Here is a 17992-nt window from a genome sequence, read left to right on the forward strand (position 1 = left end):
CGGCGGAGGTCGCCGGGGCAGCGGGAGCTGGTGCGGCAGGGGCCACGGACGGAGCCGCAGGGGCAGGAGCCTGCCCGCCTGCGGAAGTGGCTGGCGCATTCCCCGCCGGAGCGGCAGGCGGAGTTGCAGACTGGTCAGCCTGCCCGGCGGACGGCTGCACTGCGGGTGCGTCACCCCCGGCCGTCAGGGGCACAATAGCCCCGCCATCAGCCCCCGGATTGACAAAGCGGCGGTGCAGGATAAGCACCACGCGCCGGTTGGCGGCGGAGGCAGGGTCTGCCGGTAACGCAAGGTCCCGGTCCGCACGGCCTGATACGCTCAGAATATTACGATCCGGGTAACCCGCCTTGACCAGCACTTCCCGCGCACCATCAGCCCGCAGGGCGGACAGGGTCCAGTTGGACATCCCCGCGCCATGCTTGGTGGTGCGGTACTGATCCGCATCCGTATAGCCCACTATGGAAAGCTGCTCCGGCATGGGGGCCAGCCACGCGCCAATCTGCTCCAGCATCTTGCGCCCGGCGGCGTTGGGGGTGGCGGAGGCCGTGTCAAACATGGGGGTGTTGTTGGCGTCGCGCAGTTCGATCCGGATATCATCCCGCCCGAAGGAGACGGACATGTTCTTGGCCGCTGCCTGCGTATCGGGGTTCTGCTCCACGGACTGTTCCAGCCCCTGCACCATGTTATCAATCCTGGACTGCTCGGCCGCAGCAGCCACAGGGTTGTCCACGCCAATGGTGCCAATGCTTTTACCGCCCCCGCTTTCCGGCCCGCCGACGGGAATAATGGCGGGGGATGCAGGGGTCAGGTGCGCCTTGAGCCCACGGGTAATATTATCGGGCGACCCGCCATCTTCCGAGCGGCGGGGGGCATCTCTGGCACCGGGCTGTTCACCACCATCGTCCTCAGGGGCATCCCCGTCCTTGACCTTGTGCAAGGTGGTCCCTGCGGTCAGGGGAGACGGCGATGTTTCGAGCATGCCGTTGGAGGAGCCAAGACGGGTATCTTTTTCCGCCATGGGGTTAAAGAACTGCGCAATCCCCTTGCGCTGCTCCTCCGTTGTCGCATTCAGCAGCCACATGACCAGAAAGAAAGCCATCATGGCCGTCATGAAGTCGGCGTACGCAATTTTCCACGCGCCGCCATGATGACCCGACTCGCCCGAATCACTCACACGTTTGATAATGATGGGCCGTTTTTTGTTATCTGGCATGTGGTGCTATTGCGACCTTAGGCGCCCTTGTGATGAACCATGCCAACACGGCAGCCCGGCTTGCCGTGAAATGCGGCACGGCCTGCATGTGTCAGATTGATGGAGGTATCCAGCCAGACTTCTCCCCCGATTTCGCGCCAGCGGCGGCAGAAGGTAAAGTCCTCGCTCTGGTAGGTTCCGGTTTCGGGGTCGATGCTGCCATCAAACAGGGCATAGGCGGTGCTGCCTGTTTCGCCATTGGCGGCGTCTATGCGGGAATAGGCGGTCTCGGGATAGGCCTTGACCATGCGCTCAAGCGCGCCACGGCTGATGAGCATGAACCCCGTGCCCGCGTAATGGGTTTTAACCAACGGGCCTTTTTCAATCTGCTGGTGCATGGCCTCGGTCTCGCCCACATAGCGCAGGGATGCGGTCTCCTGCGGTTCGCCATGGAGCATGTTTTCCTGCGTGGTCTTGTCCCAGAAATACTGGCGGATCGGATAGGCCCCGGCCACCACGTCCTTGCCCGCGGCCAGCAGGCGGACCGGTGCTTCGGCCGGAAAACCGATATCGGCATCAATGAACAGAAGATGCGTTGCGTCAGACAGGGTCAGGAATTTGTGCATCAGGGTATTGCGCGCACGGCTGATCATGGCGTCATCCCCCAGCAGGGACAGGGTCATGGGCACCTGAAGCACACCGGCGCAAGCAATGATGGATTCCATATACTCCTGCGTCACCATCCCGCCAAAGCACGGGGTCGCAATGAAAATCTTTGCGGGTTGCTGCTCTGTCTGTTGCATACGTTTTCCTAATCACTCACGAGGGTGGGGAGAAACGGGTCACATGGTACACGATCACTGTCAGCCCCCTATGATCTGTAAGCGATAGCGGGCGCACTCCGCTTTCTCAAGGATCAAACATAAGAAAAGAGCCATTTGCCATCGTTTTTTCATGGCTTTGGCGTTTATGGCCGCCCAACAATGACCCTTGCCCGACCTACGAAAAAAACGGACGCGCACGCCGGGCCAGATCGTCCAGCTCCGCCTGTTCGCGCCGGGCCAGAAGCACACGCACCTCCTCTTCGCGCTTCTCCAGCAGGGTCTGCGCGGCCTTGAACGCGGCGTTGGCCTGTATCAACTCCTCACGCACCCGCATGGAATCATTGCGCGTCCTGAGCACGACATGCTCGGCCCGCACCACGTTTTCCTGCGCTATGGGCAGCCACAGACGAAAGGATTCCCGCCCGGCATCGCCCTCGGCCTCATCCCGTTCCACTTCAATCTGGGCCAGTTGCCGCTCCAGCTCGGCCAGAGCCGCACTTTCAGCCGCCAGCGCACGGGCCATGCCTGCGCGGGCCTCGTCCACCTCCTGCTTGCGCACGCGGACCAGCGCGTGCAGGGAGCGGATTCGCGCACTGCTCATGCGGGCTCAGCTACGATAATGCGCCCCGCAGGGCATCAAAACTTTCGGGCAGGGTCGCACGCTCGCCCTTGCGCTGCTTCAGCATTTCCTCCACCGCCGGGGCTACGCGAATGGCTTCGTCCACACGCTGGTCGTTGCCGGGGCGGTATGCCCCCAGACGCACCATATCCTGCATCTCATCCCAGGTGGACAGGCAGGAGCGGGCTTGCAGCACAAGCTGGTTTTCCTCCTCCGTCAGGCATCCCGGCACGGTGCGCGAGAGCGAACGCAGCACGTTAACCGCAGGGTAACGGCCAGATTCCGCAATACGGCGCTCCAGCACCACGTGCCCATCCAGAATACCGCGCACGGCATCGGCCACGGGTTCGTTCTGGTCATCCCCTTCCACCAGCACGGAGAACATGGCGGTCATCTGCCCTGCATGCCCGTGCTCATCCATAAGCCCCGGGCCTGCGCGTTCCAGCAAGCGGGGCAGTTCGGCAAAAACACTGGGCGGGTAGCCACGTGTGGCTGGTGGCTCGCCCGAGGACAGGCCAATTTCTCGCAGGGCCTGACAGAAGCGGGTCACGCTATCCATCAGCATCAGCACCGACTTGCCCTGATCGCGGAAGTGCTCGGCCACGGCCATGGCGGCATAGGCGGCCTCGCGCCGCATAAGGGGGGATGTGTCGGACGTGGCAACCACCACAACGGACTTGGCCAGCCCCTCCGGCCCCAGATCATCCTCCACAAACTCGCGTACTTCGCGCCCACGTTCGCCCACCAGCGCAATAACCGCCACATCGCACGCCGTATCCCGCGCGAGCATGCCCATAAGGGTGGATTTACCCACACCAGAGCCTGCAAACAGGCCAAGGCGCTGGCCCTCACGGCAGGTGGTAAACAGGTTGAGCGCGCGCACCCCAAGGTCTATGCGCGGGCCAAGGCGCGCACGCATGGCAGCCTCGGGCGGGGCGGCGTGGAGCCGCTGGGCCGTGCCCTCGGATGGCAGCGGACCTTTGCCATCCATCGGGCGGCCCATGGGGTCCACCACCCGGCCCTGCCAGCCAGCATTGACCATGAGCGTGCCCCCCGCCCTGCGGCGGCGCTGCTCCGGATCATACAGTAAAAAGGTTGCCCGGCAGCCCGAGCCAATACCCTCCAGCGAGCCAAAGGGCATGGCAATGGCAATATCCTGCGCAAAGGCCACGATTTCGGCCTGCGTCTGCCGCCCATCCAGCCCGTATAGGGTTACGCGGTCGCCTACACCGGTAAAATCCCGCAGCCCGCTCAGAGAGACAGAGAGCCCCGAAAGCCCGGTAACGCGCCCTTCCAGCAGCCCGACCGGCACATCATGCCGGGGGCTGGCAATGGCACCGCGTACCGCCTCCATCACACCGGAAAGAGCGGATACGGATGCCTCGACAGACGAGGGGGATTGCGGGTCCAGACTCACGTTACCAACCAAACAGATGCAGTGTTATGCGGCTCTGCCCAAAAGACTGTCAGGCAGGCCAGCACGCCTAGAACAGGCTGGAATAAAGATCGCCCGAGGAATCATCCCCACCGAACAGGGAGAGGATGTCATCATCACTGCTCCCGCCAAACAGGTCGAGCATGGAGGCGGGGGTATCTGGCGTTTGCGGGTTGATCTGCAACATGGCCAGATACTGCTCCGCATACTGCTGGATCTGCTTGGGGGTGGACAGCTTGCTAAAGTCCACCTTCTTGGAGAGCAGGCGCACCTGCTGGTCGTAGTCCAGCGCGCCAAACTGGTCCGGGTCGTAGCCCGATACGGTTTCTGCCACTGTGAGCAGGATCGGGTCCGACATAAGCTGCGACAGGGAGGTAATGCTGCTCATGGTGCGGGTAAAGTACAGCGCGTTCCCCACGCCGTTATCGCTCACCGCGCTGCTGTTTTCGTACTGCCGCATCTGGTAGCTTTCCACGATGCTCTGGATCTTGTCGGACGTGAACGGCGTTGCGCTGACACTGCCCCCGTTAGCGCCCCATACCTTGAAATCCGTTGCAAAGCTCTGCCACGAGGCATTGCCCGAGGCACTGGCCAGCGACGTGGAGGAACTGGGGTCCTGCGTGAGCAGGGTGTTCATCAGCGTGGTTTCATTGCTCGACGCATCAATCCCGAACGCGCCGGAAACCACACCAAGCACGGCGGTATTGCTCAGCAGGGCCGACGCGGTGGTAATGGAGCCTGCCGCGTTTTCAAAATTCGTAATACCCGACTGCACCAGCGTATTGGTGTTGCTCTGGAAGCTCGCACTCAGGGACGCCACAAAAGACGTGGACATGATGGCGCCCTGTCCGTTGTTCTGCCCCCATGCCTTGAACGCCTGCGCAAAGGTCTGCCATGCCGTATTGCCCGATGTCTGGGCCAGCGACGTTGCGGAATCGGGGTCCTGCGTCAACAGGGTCTTGACCACGGCCGGGTCGGAGGCAAGGGAGCCCAGACCATACGCCCCCAGAACAACCTGCAGGGCGCTGCTGTTACTCAGCAGGCTGCTGGCCGATGTAATGGCCGCCGCATCGCTCTGGAAGGACGCAATCGCGCTTGTAGTGCCGGTGTTGATGACATCCGCATATTTGGTGGCAATGGAACTGATGGTTGCAGCGGTAAACGGCGTGGACATCGCCGTGCCATTGTTCTGCCCCATGCTCTGGAAGGTCGTGGCAAAGTCCTGCCATGCCGTGCTGCCCGAAGCCTGCGCCAGAGAGGTGGAGGAGGTGGGGTCCTGCGTGAGCAGCGCGGTCAGGATCTTGCTGTTATCGGTGCTGGGATCAAGCCCGTAGGTGGACATGACCATGGAGAGCACGGTCTGGTTGTTCATCAGGTCGGAGGCGGAGGTCATGGTTGCTGCCTCAGCCTTGAACGCGTTGATGTTGTTATTCACCGCCGAACCCACCGCAATGCTGTAACCTTGCGTAATGGTGGTCATGGTCATGCTGGTAAACGGCGAGACGCTGGCCGTCCCGCCGTTTTTACCCATGTCCTGAAAGGCGTTGGCGAACAGCTGCCATGCCGCATTGCCCGATGTCTGCGCCAGAGAGGTGGAGGAGGATGGGTCCTGCGTGAGCAGCGCGGTCAGGATCGAAGTATCCCCTTCCAGCGCATCCATGCCATAGGCGCTCAGCACAACATTGAGCACGGCCGTATTGGCCAGCAGGGCAGATGCGGTGGTAATGGCAGGGGCCGCATTATTGAACGTGGCGAGATCGCTCTGAAGTGAGTTGTTCGTATCCGTCTGGTATTCGTTGACAATGGACGTAATGCTGGAAGAGGTCAGCGGGGAGGTCTGCACGCTCCCCCCGCCCTGTCCCCATGTCTTGAACGCATCGGCAAAGGCCAGCCATGTGGCGTTGCTTGATGATTTGGCCAGCGATGAGGAAGAAGTCGGGTCCTGCGTAAGCAGCTTTTGGACCAGCGCGGTAGCCGAAGCATACGAACCCATGCCATACGCGCCAAGCACCACGTTCAGCGCCGAGTAATTCTTCATCAACCCGGCAACGGTGGTAATGGAGGCGGCGGCCTGTTCAAACCCGGTGGTAGCCTGTCTGGTGGTCACATCCGTTTTGGCGTAGATGGAGGCAGCGGCATCTTCATTTTTCAGGGCCGTCAGATACTGGCTTACCGGTGAGATACCGCTAATGCTCATTAATCCAATCCTTTACGTGCTGCACACCAATGCCGGACCCTGTCGTGCAAGACCCCAGAAAACATAAACCTGTGTCTATCATACGATTTTGTCCCCGACAAAGCCACAGGAATATGCCCCGTCGGGCCTGAATCCCCCCTCTCAAGGCTTTCCATGCGCCTTACTCTGCCGTATCCTTGTGCGCACCGGATTATGGTCTCGTCGTGGCGGTTGTGTTGGACATGGTGGAGCCAGCTATCCATTGCGCCCCGTTAGTGATCGCATTTTTTGCTCTCGCCACCAGCAGGAATCTTCGATGTTCAAGTTTTTCATCAGCAGCGACGCAACTCCGGACCAGAGCGAACGCTTTGTGCAGCTGAACGCGCATGTCCCCGACCTTGTGCGCTCCGTCGGCGTGGACGAGCACACGCTGGACACACAGGCCATGCGGCAGATGAACCTGATTTCCGCCGAATGTCTGTTCTCGCACGCAGCGTTTGCGCAGGCACTCTCCCATGTTGCCCTGTGGGGGAACGTGGCCCAGCACCAGACCCCTGCCCATGTGTTTGAAAGCAACGCCGTGCTGTGCGCCAATTTCGAGGCCGAAAGCACGCGCATTCTGGCCAGCCTGCCGCAGGACTGGGACTTTGTTCTGTGGGGTAACACGCCCGGCTCCACGCTCCAGTTTGATGTTCTGCCCGAACTGGCCCTGTTCAACGGTACGGTGCAGCCCCCTTACTCCGCCCGTGGCGCAGGCGCGCTGAGCGAAATGGAGGTGACTTCCCTCGCCTTCCCGCTTCTGGCGACCCAGAGCGTGTGCGGCTATGCCATTTCCCCCACAGGGGCCGAAAAAATGATCAAGGCGTGCCTGCCGCTGACCAGCACCACCGTCCCCGCCGCCAACCCCACGGATGGCAGCATGGCCGCACAGACGCTCCAGCAGCTGATGAGCCTGCATTACTCGACCATGAAGGCATTTGTCTGCGTGCCTCCCCTGTGTATGACAGACGCAGCCGCTCCCGCCCTTTAACCTGATAAAAAACACTGCACGGAACCCGCCAGATGCACACAGGCAGCTCCTTACCCGCCAAGGCCACACCCCGCCCCGCACAATGGCTGGCGCAGGCGGCAACCGGGCTGCTCTGCACAGCACTTGCGGGCTGCACTCCCCCCGCCGCTCCGTATCTGGAAAAAGGGAAAACCCTGTCCGAAGCCGGGTTTATTGCCCATCCGGCCGATACAACCGCGCGTTATGCCATGATGAACCTGCTGCCACCGGGGCAGTTGACCTACCGTCCCTCCCCCGATGGCCCGATCTACCTTTACGCGGACCCCATAGGGTGTGGCTGCGTGTATATGGGCTCGGAGACCGCGTTCAGAACCCTGCACAACATGACCGCCGCAGAACTGCGGAGCAAAAAGAAGCAGCCCCCCTCCGTTGTGGATGAACTGGCCGCCATGACGGCAGAAAACCGCCGGGATACCTTTTTGTGGGACTGGAGCGCCTGGTACGCAGGGGCTGACCCGGCCGGAGACCAGCCCCGCAAGGTCATGGGCGCTTACTGGTAAGCTGGCGGCTCCCTCCAGAGGGAGTTACACATCACTCCGCAGGGTCAGCGCCCCGGCGTGGCTGTCCACCGTATAACCGCCAGAAGCCCCATAACCCGTACGCTGCTCCTGTGCCGCGTCATCCAGCACAAGCTTGATCAGTGTGCCCTGAGCGGCAATAGCACTTTGCAGCAGGTCCTCATTGGCGCGGACCAGCGTGTTAAACCGCCTTGCCGCCGCCTCCATCTCTGTGCTTACGCCAGCACTGCGCTGCTCGGCGGTCAGGGGGCGGGTCTGTTCCGGTGGCAGCAGCTTACGCAGAGTGTCCAGCAATGTGCGCTTGCGGGGCAGCAGCGTTTCCACATCCTGCCAGCGGCCTGTTTGCAGCAGGGTATTTTCCTGCTCCAGCAGGGTGCTTACGGCCCCGAACGCCTGTAACAGACGACTTTGCAGATCCTGCGGCGTACCGGTCATGATTTACCTGCTTCCTGCTGGGCTTTTTCCTGCATGGCCAGCATCTGACGGTAAACACTGTCAGCCAGACCAATGCCGCCATTATTGGCGATCTGCTTCCCCAGTTCCAGCACCTGCAACGACCGGAACTGGGCTTCCGCCGCACCGCCACCAAACAGGCCGTTGGCGGTATCCACCGTGTCAAACATCGGCTGGAGCATTTCGCCTATGGTCATGCCTTCGAATTCGACGGCGGCCTTGCGGGTTTTTTCCAGTGTTTCCGCCTTCAGGCCGGACTGGGTGGAGGCGGTGTTCTGTGCGCTGGCAATCTGGGCCGCGCTCACATTGGCTACCGTGCTCATGCTCTGCCTACCTTACTTCCAGATCGGCCTGAAGGGCGCCATCGGCCTTGATGGCCTGCAAAATACCAATCATGTCACGCGGGCCCATGCCCAGTGCGTTCATACCCGCCACAAGGCTGGCCAGTGTTGGCCCTTCACGCAGGATACCCAGCCTGTGCGAGTTATCCGTGCTCACATTGGCCTGCGTCCGTGGCACCACGGCGGTCACACCATTGGAGAAAGGGGCTGGCTGGACCACCTCGGGCGTTTCGGTCACCTGAATGGTCAGGTTGCCCTGCGCAATGGCCACGGTGCTAATCCGCACGCTATCGCCCATGACAATGGTGCCACTCGCCTCATCCACCACAACCTTGGCCATGGTGTCCGGCTCGATCTGAAGGTCACCAATACGGAACAGGGTCAGCGACGCATTACGCCCGCTCAGGTCCACGGCAATGGTGCGCGGGTCATCCACCCGCGCCATGCGCGCGCCAATGCTGCGGTTGATAACCTCGGCTATACGGGTCGCGGTGGTAAAATTGGGGTTGTGGAGCGAGAGGTGAATGACCCCTGTCTCGCCCAGCTTGACCGGCACTTCACGCTCGACCACCCCACCATTGGCGATATGCCCGCTGGTGGGAATATTGCGCGAGACCGTTGCCGCCTGCCCACCCGCCGTAAAGGCGTTGGTCACAAGCGAGCCCTGCGCCACGGCATAGACCTCGCCATCAGCCGCCTGCAGGGGGGTTACCAGCAGGGTGCCCCCGGTCAGGTCCTGTGCGTCACCCACGGCGGAAACGGTGACGTCTATCCGCCCGCCCCCGTGCGAGAACGGCGGCAGGGTGGCGGTCACCATAACGGCGGCCACGTCATGCGTCTGCAACTGGATTTCACGGTCACGGATGTTCACGCCAAGGCGGTTGAGCATGCTGATCAACGTCTCACGCGTGAAGATGATGTTGGTCAGACGGTCGCCCGTGCCATGCAGGCCCACAACCAGCCCGTAGCCGACCAGCTGGTTGTCCCGCACGCCTTCGTAATCCACAATATCCTTCACCCGCACCGTAACGGCGTGGGCGGAAGAGAGGGGGACAAGCAGGGAAAACATGAAAAACGCGGCCATAACGGCCCGGCCCCACCGCAGCACGCCAGACTGGCCCACCATACGATTCAAGGAATGGGCCGCCCTGCCACCATGCTGGCCGATCGTGCTGGCCTGCCCGTTGCTCGCCTTGAGGCGGTTCCGCATATACCTGTTTACCCCTGATTGGTCAGCCCGGCACACTGTGCAGGCGTATCACGTCAACTTGTGCCATAAGAATAGGCGCGCGGGCCAGCACATTCAATGCCCATGTAACCCGCCACGGGCCATGCCCAAAAGCCTTTTTTGTCCGCCCCCATTCCACGGCATGCCAAAAGGCAACATGCCCGGCCATACAGGGAGCCCAAGATCACGCAAAATCATGGCGTTACCCGAGCCTCCAACAAACAGGGAGGCCAGAACTATTGGAGGAACAGAGCCGCATGGACAAGGTTGTTCCAGAATGTGAATCCTTGCATGATCCATACCGCAGGACTACAGCCATGTGAAAAATCGGTCAGGCAAGGCCAGTATTACTTGTGTATCATCCGGTAAAGTCTTTACATGACGACCAAAGAACCACAACCAGCCAAGGAGCCAAGGGCCCCGTCATGCGGATAATCCCCGACCCGAGCCCTGCCAGACCGCGCATGACGCCACCCTTCTCCCCCACCCGGCTCATCCGCTCGCTCCTTGCTGTTGCAGTCCTGACAGGTGCTGCCCACATGGCCGCAGGCGCCACTCAGGCCCATGCCCGCTCAGCCGAGGCCGGGCTGTGCACGGAGGCCATGGCGCAGGCTGAACGCAACCTGCATATTCCCGACGGATTTTTATCCGCCATGGGGCGGGTGGAGAGCGGAAAGGTCGAATCCGACGGGACGGTTTCCGCATGGCCATGGACAATCAACGCCGCAGGCATCGGCCACCATTACAACAGTCAGGCCGAGGCCGTGGCGGCTGTGCAGAGCTTTCGCCAGCAGGGCATCATGTCTCTTGATGTGGGGTGCATGCAGGTCAACCTGCAACAGCACCCCGATGCCTTCGCCTCGCTCGATCAGGCGTTTGACCCGCTGCGCAACGCCATGTTCGCGGGTGGCTTTCTGCTCCAGATGTATGACAAGACGGGTAGCTGGCCACGCGCTGCGGCGGCCTACCACTCCCAGACCCCCGGCATAGGCACCCCCTACCAGTGGAAGGTGCTGGAGGCATGGGCCGTACCGCAAGACGGGCGGGAAAGTCCGCAGCCTGCGCAAAAATCGCCCCTTATGCCGCAGGTGTTCCCACATCCGGTCACGCCCGTAACCCATCATGGCCCGATGATGGTAGCGGAAGCCAGCACCGGCACGGGACCGGATGGCATGCCCCAGATCTCGCACCCCAAGGTGTTCCATCCTTTTCAGGGCATGCGGAACTTTGTGGAACCCGGACCAGTGGGGAACAGCCGGGGCGGTGGCATGCGCGGACGCTCCCTTGCCTCCTACCGGGCCGCCCCCGTGGCGCGGGCCAGTGCGCCGCGCATCGTCGCACAAGGCAGCGAATAAGCCGGAGCGCCGCACAGGCGAACCCGTGTGGTGCTTCAGCCCGCCCGATAACAGTCGAGCGTTCTGGCGATAAGCCGCCAGAACCCACGCGCTCCCATACAAAACAAAAACCAGAGTCTTGCCTGTCTAGGTTGCCTGTCTGAATTACCTGTCTGGCCCGAATCTATACTTGTATCATCCCGGCCTAGTCCAGCGCGCCCTTGCCCGGCTGCCATGTAGCGGCCCATATGCGCAGGACTGCCCCCATCTGCTCCAGCACCGGGCCAAGCGTGCGCTCCTGCGCGCGGAAAATACGCATGGTGGGGTACCAGGGGGAGGTATCCCCCGCATCTCCCCACCGCCAGCATCCATCCCACCGGCTGAGCAGCCACACGGGTTTGCCCAGCGCTCCTGCCAGATGCACGACCGATGTATCGACCGAAATCACAAGGTCCAGATTTTCAATCAGGGCGGCGGTGTCAGCCATGTCGTGCGCATGGTCCATGATGTCGCACACCGGCTGGCCGCGCCAGGCGGCCAGGTCTTCCCGGCGGGGGCCAAGCTGGAGATTGACCAGTGTGGCGTCCACCGGGGTAATGGCGGCCAGCATCTGCCCCGCTGTTGTGGAACGGCGCTGGTCGGTCAGCACATCCATGGCTTTTGTGCGCCGCCCTCCGGACCACACAAGGCCAATACGGGGCCGCCGCGCGGGCAGCAGTTCCGCCAGACGCGCACAATCGGCTGGCACGGTGCCCAGATAGGGCACCTGAGCGGGAATATCGGCCAGTGTTTCCAGCCCCATGACAAAGGGCAGGTCGGGAATGGGCAGAATGGCATCATACCCATCCTGCGGGGCAAAATCCTGTTCCGTCACCACCCGGACCTGAGGGAAGGCAAGGCTGAGCAGGCGGGTCAGTGTTGTGGGCACAACCAGCGTAACCCGCGCCCCCTGCGCCACAACCATGGGCAGGTAACGGATGAACTGGAGCGTATCACCCAGCCCCTGTTCCTGATAGAAAATCAGGTTTCTGCCCTGCAGGGGATCCCCTTTTTGCAGACGCGGCAGGGACAGGTACCAACTGACCGTATCCTGCACCAGCCCCATGCGGGCAAAGTAATAGGGTGCACCTTCTTTAAAATGCCCGGTTTTGAACAGGGCCACCGCATACCCCATGCCGGTGCTGGCATTATGGGGGTCATTTTCCAGCGCTTTTCTGTACCAGCCCAGCGCTTCTTCCGATCGGTTCAGGCGTTGCAGCACACAGCCCATGTTGTTGAGCAGCGCGGTCGTGACCGGTTTTTTATCCCGGAACCACGCATCCAGCACCGTAAACCCTTCCTGCGCGTAGCCCGCATCCAGCAGGGCCACCACCAGATGCTCGCACGCATCCTGATGCAGCTCGGGGTGCTGCTGCATGATCTCGGCAAAAATGCGCAGGCCAGCGGCAACGTCCCCTTTGGTGACCAGCGCCGTGGCCAGAAAGACCTTGAGCTGGGCCATATGGGGCAGCGCGGTCAGCACCTTGCCCAGAATGGCCACGATCATATCGTAGCGCATGGTGTAAGTGGCCAGCACATCGGCCGCGGCCAGCAGCAGGGGCAGGTTGTCCTGATGCGCGGCAATAACGTCCAGCACAAGGCGTTCGCCCGCAACATACTGCTGCACATCAAAGATCAGCGTTGCCAGACTTTTAAGCCCCTCGGGGGTAGGGTTCTGCAACAGGGCCTGTCTGGCTTCCCACAGCCCTTCCACGGTCATGCCTTTGGGCAACCTTATGGCGGGGGCTTCTGCTGGCTGGTCCATTGGCTGGTCCTCTGTTCTCTCCACGGGCGTAGCCTGTACGTCTAGGGCGTGGGGTGGGTGGCGTGCCATGTGGCCACCCATGTTTGCAGGGCCTCACCCATCTGGCGCAGCACGGGAGCAAAGGAGCGCTCCTGCGGGCGGAAAATACGCATGGTGGGGTACCATGCCGTGGTTTCCCCCTTGTCCAGCCACCGCCAGCAGGCATCCCACCGGCTGAGCAGCCACACCGGCCTGCCCAGTGCGCCCGCCAGATGCAGGACAGACGTATCGACCGAAATCACAAGGTCCAGACTGGCTATGATCGCGGCGGTATCGGCCATGTCCGTTACGCTGTCCATCAGGTCACAGACCGGCTGACCATGCCACCCCGCCATATCCTCCCGCGGGCTGCCAAGCTGGAGGCTGACCAGCGTTGCATCCACCGGGGTCAGGGCCCCTGCCATAACGGGCAGCGTGCTTGAACGGAGCTGGTTGGCCATGACATCCTGCGCGGATGTCCGCCTCTCCCCCGACCAGACCAGACCAATGCGCGGCCCGGCGGCTGGCAGCAGGGCGGCAAAGCGCGCCACGTCCTGCGGGTCCGCGCGCAGGTAGGGCACCGTGCCGGGAATATCCGCCACACTCTGCATCCGGGTCACATGGGGCAGGTTGGGAATGGGCAGGGCATAATCAAAGCTCTCATCCAGCCCGAACTGCACCGCGTCACGCACGGTCAGGTCCGGGTAGGACTGGCTGATCAGCCGCACGAGCGAGCCCCCCACAGCCACAGTCACCCGCGCGCCGCGCGCCACCAGCACCGGGGCGAAACGGATGAACTGGAGCGTATCGCCCAGCCCCTGCTCCTGAAACAGCACAACCGTTTTGCCCGCCACATCATTATCAGGTTGCAGGCGGGGGAACTGGCCGAACCATTTTGTAACCGATGTCAGCTTGTGGGGCCGCAGCGCAAACAGTTCCCACCCTCTGGCGTAATGGCCTGCCTTGAGCGTGGCAATGGCCGCACCAAGCTGGATGCCCTCATCATGCGGGGCCATATGCAGGGCCTGCTCGTACCACGGCAGGGCCTCCTCCGCGCGGTTGAGGCAGCCCAGCGCACACCCAACGGCGTTATACAGCGCCGGTTGCCCCGGCTCCTGCTGCACGGCGAACAGAAGGATGTTCAGCGCCTCCATCGGGTAGCCCATCCGCAGGAAAACCTGCGAAATCTGCACCGTGGCCGCCACGCGCTGGCTGGGATAGAGCTTGATGATGTCCGAAAACAGCGCCGTGCCGCCCGCGAGGTCCCCGTTCACAATCAGGGCCTGCGCCAGCAGGATCTTGATGGCGGGATTATCGGGCTCCAGCAGCATGGCCTTGCGCAGCAGCGCCGCGGCAATATCGTACCGGAAGACATGGGTGCTCAGCACAAAGGCGGCAACCAGCAGATAAGCCACGTTATCGGGCTCACGCCGCACCATTTCCAGCGACAGCCTGACCGCCTCCCCCGCCAGTTCGGCCCGGCACAGATCCTCGCAGAGCTGGCCAACACTCATGGGCGTGGGATTTTGCAAAACGGCGTCTTTGCTGGCCACCAGCTTTTGCATATGGGCTTTTTCAGGTTCCCAAGTCGCTTTCATGTCGCCTGTCTGCATCCTGTGATCATGGTAGGTGATCTTACCATACCGCCCCGACTTAACATACCCAACCCGCTGCAATCTCCATGCTGGGCAGAGCCGCACGACCAGAACCATTTTCTGGCCTTGAATGACACTTGGTGATAACTGTAATAGCTGGGGTACAGGCATGGCCCTGTACGGCACGGCAGGTCCAGATACGCGGCAGGATGGACCATCGTCACACAATCCGCCACGAGCCGTGCCGCCCGGTTACAAAAGGAAACGTGGTTCTTGGATACTGCCGATGGCAACTCGGTCAACAAAGCCGCCGCAGGAAAACTGGCGGACAGGACCGCAGCCGCGCGCCTGAGGTTTACATCGGGCTCGCGCCTGCTGACCCACGCGGCAGGCACGCTGCGCAATGGCGGGTGGAAAGCCCTGCCCTGGCGTGCCGCCGTGCCGGGGACCGATATAGGGCTGGCGGTGGGCGTGGTGCTTCTGCTGTCCATCCTGATCCTGCCGCTGCCCACCTTTATTCTGGATATGGGGTTGTCCATCTCCATCACCTCCTCGGTGCTGGTGCTGATGGTGGCGCTGTTCCTTGAACGCCCGCTGGATTTTACGTCCTTCCCCACCCTTCTGCTGCTCACCACCCTTTTGCGCCTCTCGCTGGAAATTGCGACCACGCGCCTGATCCTCAGCCATGGCAGCGAAGGCCCCTATGCCGCAGGCCATGTTGTGGCGGCCTTTGGCGGATTCCTTATGGGCGGGGATGTGGTGATCGGGGGGATCATCTTCTGTATCCTGCTGGTCGTGAACTTCATGGTCATTACCAAAGGGTCCGGGCGTATTGCGGAAGTGGCGGCCCGCTTCTTCCTCGACTCCATTCCCGGCAAGCAGATGGCCATTGACGCGGATCTGGCCTCCGGCGCGATCAACGAGCGCTCCGCCCGCGCCAAGCGCAAGGAACTGGAGGAAGAAAGCGCGTTTTACGGCTCCATGGATGGTGCCGCCAAGTTTGTGCGCGGGGATGCCATCGCCAGCATCATCATCACCGCCATCAACATTGTGGGCGGGCTGACCATTGGCGTGCTCCGCCACGGCATGCCGCTGAGCGAGGCTGCAAGCACCTTTACCATGCTGACCGTGGGTGATGGCCTTGTCTCCCAGATTCCGGCCCTGCTGGTGTCCACCGCCGCCGGTATTGTGGTGACCAAAGGTGGCACGGATGGCACGGCGGACGTTATTCTGGCCCGCCAGCTCAGTGGCAACGCCAAGCCGCTTGGTGTGGCCGCGGCCCTGTCCGTCCTGTTTGCCCTTATGCCCGGCCTGCCCGCCTTCCCCTTTCTGGCCATTGCGGTAGCGGCTGGCACGGGTGCCTGGCTGCGCAGCCGCGCCCCCGCCGCCGACAGCGACGGGGACGTCACCGAAATTGCCCCACAGGCGACCACCACCCCCATTTCCGACATTCTCAAGCTCGACCTGCTCCGCCTTGAGCTGGGCTTTGGCCTGCTGCCCCTGACAGGGGGAGACACCCCCCAGCTTGCCGAACAGATCAAGGCGCTGCGCCGCTCGGTTGCGACCGAGATGGGCTTTGTCACCCCGCCTGTGCGTATTCAGGATAACATCCACCTGCCCTCGGAAAAATACGTCATCAAGCTCAAGGAGATCGAGATCGCCTCGGGCGAGGTCCGGCCCCACAAGCTGCTGGCCATGACGCCATCTGGTGGCGCGCCCCCCGTGGCAGGCGAAAAAACGACAGAACCCGCCTTTGGCCTGCCCGCGGTATGGATAGATCCTGCGCAGAAAACCAAAGCCATGGCCATGAACTGCACCGTGGTGGACCCGGCCAGCGTGATTGTCACCCATCTGAGCGAGATGGTGCGCAGCAACCTGCCGGACCTGCTGACCTATGTGGCCACACAGGCCCTGCTGGATGACCTGCCGCGTGAGCAGCAGAAGCTGGTCAATGACCTTATTCCCTCGCAGGTGCCGCTGAGCACCGTACAGCGCGTCCTGCAGGCCCTGCTGGCCGAGCGTGTTTCCATCCGTGACCTGCCCACCATTCTGGAAAGCATTCAGGAAGCGTGCGGCATGGGTCTGCGCGGTATTGGACCGCTGACCAATCATGTGCGCATGCGCCTGTCCCGCCAGATCTGCAACGCGCTGGTTGGGCCGGGGGGATATATTCCCATTGTAACCCTTTCCCCCAAATGGGAATCGGATTTTATGGCGCATATCACCGGCCCGGCGGAAGACCGCAAGCTGGCCATGCCGCCTTCCATGCTCAATGTTTTTGTGGGAAAACTGCGCGATACATTTAACGCCCTTTCCACAAATGGCGAAATTCCGGTTATTGTTGTCGCCTCCCCTGTAAGAGATTCCATGCACGCCATTGTTGAACGGGTCCGTCCTTCCATTTCCGTTCTGTCACAAGCTGAGATATACCCACGTGCCCGGATCAAGACGGTTGCGACCATATCGTGACAGTCCGCCAGGAGACCGCAGCATGGGAGTAGAATATGCAGGATAGTCCCTCCGACACCGCAAGCCAGAAGGTTGCGGAGCGCCGTCAGGGAAACACGCGGGAGGAATCATCCGTGCCGGGACAGGCTACGGATGACAGCACAGCCGCGACCAATGGCGTAGCCCTGCCGGTCAGCCACCTGAGGGTAGAGGACATTCTGCGCTGGCATTCCGTGCCGCAGCCGCTCATTCAGGCCCTTGCAGGCAAAACACTGGCCGACGGGCTGAACAATATGCTCTCCTTTGGCGCCCTGCCCGACGCCACGCGGACCCCCCTTGCCTTTGGCGGGGCGTCCGGGTCCGGCAAAACGCTGGTGCTGGCCAAGCTGGCCGCACGCTACGTTCTGGCCGAAGAACACAGGAACAGCCCTCCACCCCTGATTATTGCGTGCGACCATACGGCTGGCAGCTTTGCCAAACTTTCGGCCCTGCTCCAGCCCTATAATATTCCCATCATTCAGGGGAACACGCCCGAAATTCTGGCCGACGCCGTGCACCACAAGGAGCCGGGGCAGCCTATTCTGGTCGATCTGCCGGGCATTTGCGTCTATTCCCCGGTCAGCATGGGTAGAATGATGCAGATGGTCGAACGTATTGGCGCCACACTCAGTCTGGTCTTGCCCGCCGGGCTGGATGCCGAGGAATCGGCCGATATAGGCTATGCCTTTGCCCAGCGGGGCGCCACCACCATGGTTGCCAGCAAAATGGACCAGGCCGGTCGGGTGGGAGGCATTATTGCCGCCGCTGCCTGCGGCTTAACCCTGACCTATGGCAGCTGTTCCTCCAGCATTGTGGGCGGGCTGGTCCCTCTTAACGCCTCCGTTCTGGCAAACCGGCTGCTGACCCTGCCCTCCTGAACAGCCCGGACAGACCACGGG

General features: G+C 62.0%; 15 protein-coding genes. 5 read left to right on the forward strand and 10 right to left on the reverse strand.

The genetic code is table 11. The features are described from left to right. From AB2L51_RS10125 to AB2L51_RS10145, 5 genes are all read right to left on the reverse strand, one after another. On the reverse strand, positions 1 to 1213 hold a 1213-nt coding region (locus AB2L51_RS10125; protein WP_400921786.1), incomplete at its 3' end, for a flagellar motor protein MotB. A gap of 17 nt (positions 1214 to 1230) precedes the next feature. Next, positions 1231 to 1995: a hypothetical protein gene (locus AB2L51_RS10130; protein WP_395581894.1), complete on the reverse strand. Its 765-nt coding sequence runs from the start codon at positions 1993 to 1995 to the stop codon at positions 1231 to 1233. Between the two features lie 196 nt (positions 1996 to 2191). Next, positions 2192 to 2617 carry a hypothetical protein gene (locus AB2L51_RS10135; protein WP_395581895.1) on the reverse strand — a complete coding sequence of 142 codons (426 nt, stop codon included), beginning with the start codon at positions 2615 to 2617 and terminating at the stop codon, positions 2192 to 2194. Between the two features lie 10 nt (positions 2618 to 2627). Next, the gene (fliI, locus tag AB2L51_RS10140) at positions 2628 to 3989 is read right to left on the reverse strand and encodes a flagellar protein export ATPase FliI (protein ID WP_395581981.1); all 1362 of its coding nucleotides are present in this window, start codon (positions 3987 to 3989) and stop codon (positions 2628 to 2630) included. A gap of 130 nt (positions 3990 to 4119) precedes the next feature. After that, positions 4120 to 6267 carry a DUF1217 domain-containing protein gene (locus AB2L51_RS10145; protein WP_395581896.1) on the reverse strand — a complete coding sequence of 716 codons (2148 nt, stop codon included), beginning with the start codon at positions 6265 to 6267 and terminating at the stop codon, positions 4120 to 4122. Positions 6268 to 6562: 295 nt separating this feature from the next. On the opposite strand from AB2L51_RS10145, the gene AB2L51_RS10150 reads away from it, so the two are divergent. Beyond that, positions 6563 to 7276 (forward strand): glycosyl transferase, encoded by a 714-nt coding sequence (locus AB2L51_RS10150; protein ID WP_395581897.1) that lies wholly within the window; start codon positions 6563 to 6565, stop codon positions 7274 to 7276. 32 nt (positions 7277 to 7308) lie between these two features. Further along, positions 7309 to 7815, forward strand: coding sequence for a hypothetical protein (locus AB2L51_RS10155; RefSeq protein ID WP_395581898.1), 507 nt, complete (start codon positions 7309 to 7311; stop codon positions 7813 to 7815). Positions 7816 to 7839: 24 nt separating this feature from the next. Here the strand turns inward: AB2L51_RS10155 and AB2L51_RS10160 are convergent, their stop codons facing one another. The 3 genes from AB2L51_RS10160 to AB2L51_RS10170 are packed head-to-tail and all read right to left on the reverse strand — an operon-like array spanning position 7840 to position 9711. Beyond that, positions 7840 to 8268, reverse strand: coding sequence for a hypothetical protein (locus tag AB2L51_RS10160; protein ID WP_395581899.1), 429 nt, complete (start codon positions 8266 to 8268; stop codon positions 7840 to 7842). Then, a complete protein-coding gene (locus AB2L51_RS10165) occupies positions 8265 to 8609 on the reverse strand; it encodes a rod-binding protein (protein WP_395581900.1) in 345 nt (114 codons plus the stop codon). Before AB2L51_RS10165 ends, AB2L51_RS10160 begins: the two co-directional genes overlap by 4 nt. 7 nt (positions 8610 to 8616) lie before the next feature. Beyond that, a complete protein-coding gene (locus AB2L51_RS10170) occupies positions 8617 to 9711 on the reverse strand; it encodes a flagellar basal body P-ring protein FlgI (RefSeq protein ID WP_395581982.1) in 1095 nt (364 codons plus the stop codon). Positions 9712 to 10319: 608 nt separating this feature from the next. Here AB2L51_RS10170 and AB2L51_RS10175 point away from each other — a divergent pair. After that, complete coding sequence (locus AB2L51_RS10175; RefSeq protein WP_400921794.1) at positions 10320 to 11210, forward strand: transglycosylase SLT domain-containing protein; 891 nt, start codon at positions 10320 to 10322, stop codon at positions 11208 to 11210. Positions 11211 to 11394: 184 nt separating this feature from the next. Here the strand turns inward: AB2L51_RS10175 and AB2L51_RS10180 are convergent, their stop codons facing one another. Both AB2L51_RS10180 and AB2L51_RS10185 read right to left on the reverse strand, forming a co-directional pair. Then, complete coding sequence (locus AB2L51_RS10180) at positions 11395 to 13062, reverse strand: tetratricopeptide repeat protein (protein ID WP_395581903.1); 1668 nt, start codon at positions 13060 to 13062, stop codon at positions 11395 to 11397. After that, complete coding sequence (locus AB2L51_RS10185; protein WP_395581904.1) at positions 13035 to 14609, reverse strand: tetratricopeptide repeat protein; 1575 nt, start codon at positions 14607 to 14609, stop codon at positions 13035 to 13037. The genes AB2L51_RS10180 and AB2L51_RS10185 overlap by 28 nt, the downstream gene beginning before the upstream one ends. A gap of 393 nt (positions 14610 to 15002) precedes the next feature. Here AB2L51_RS10185 and flhA point away from each other — a divergent pair, with 393 nt between their 5' ends. Beyond that, on the forward strand, positions 15003 to 17075 hold the full coding sequence (gene flhA, locus AB2L51_RS10190) for a flagellar biosynthesis protein FlhA (RefSeq protein WP_415510707.1): 2073 nt from the start codon (positions 15003 to 15005) through the stop codon (positions 17073 to 17075). A 35-nt stretch (positions 17076 to 17110) separates the two neighbouring features. Next, complete coding sequence (locus tag AB2L51_RS10195; RefSeq protein ID WP_395581906.1) at positions 17111 to 17971, forward strand: P-loop NTPase family protein; 861 nt, start codon at positions 17111 to 17113, stop codon at positions 17969 to 17971. Positions 17972 to 17992 lie beyond the last annotated feature (21 nt).

The sequence above is a fragment of the Acetobacter fabarum genome (assembly GCF_040702925.2).
GTDB classification, from domain to species: domain Bacteria; phylum Pseudomonadota; class Alphaproteobacteria; order Acetobacterales; family Acetobacteraceae; genus Acetobacter; species Acetobacter fabarum_B.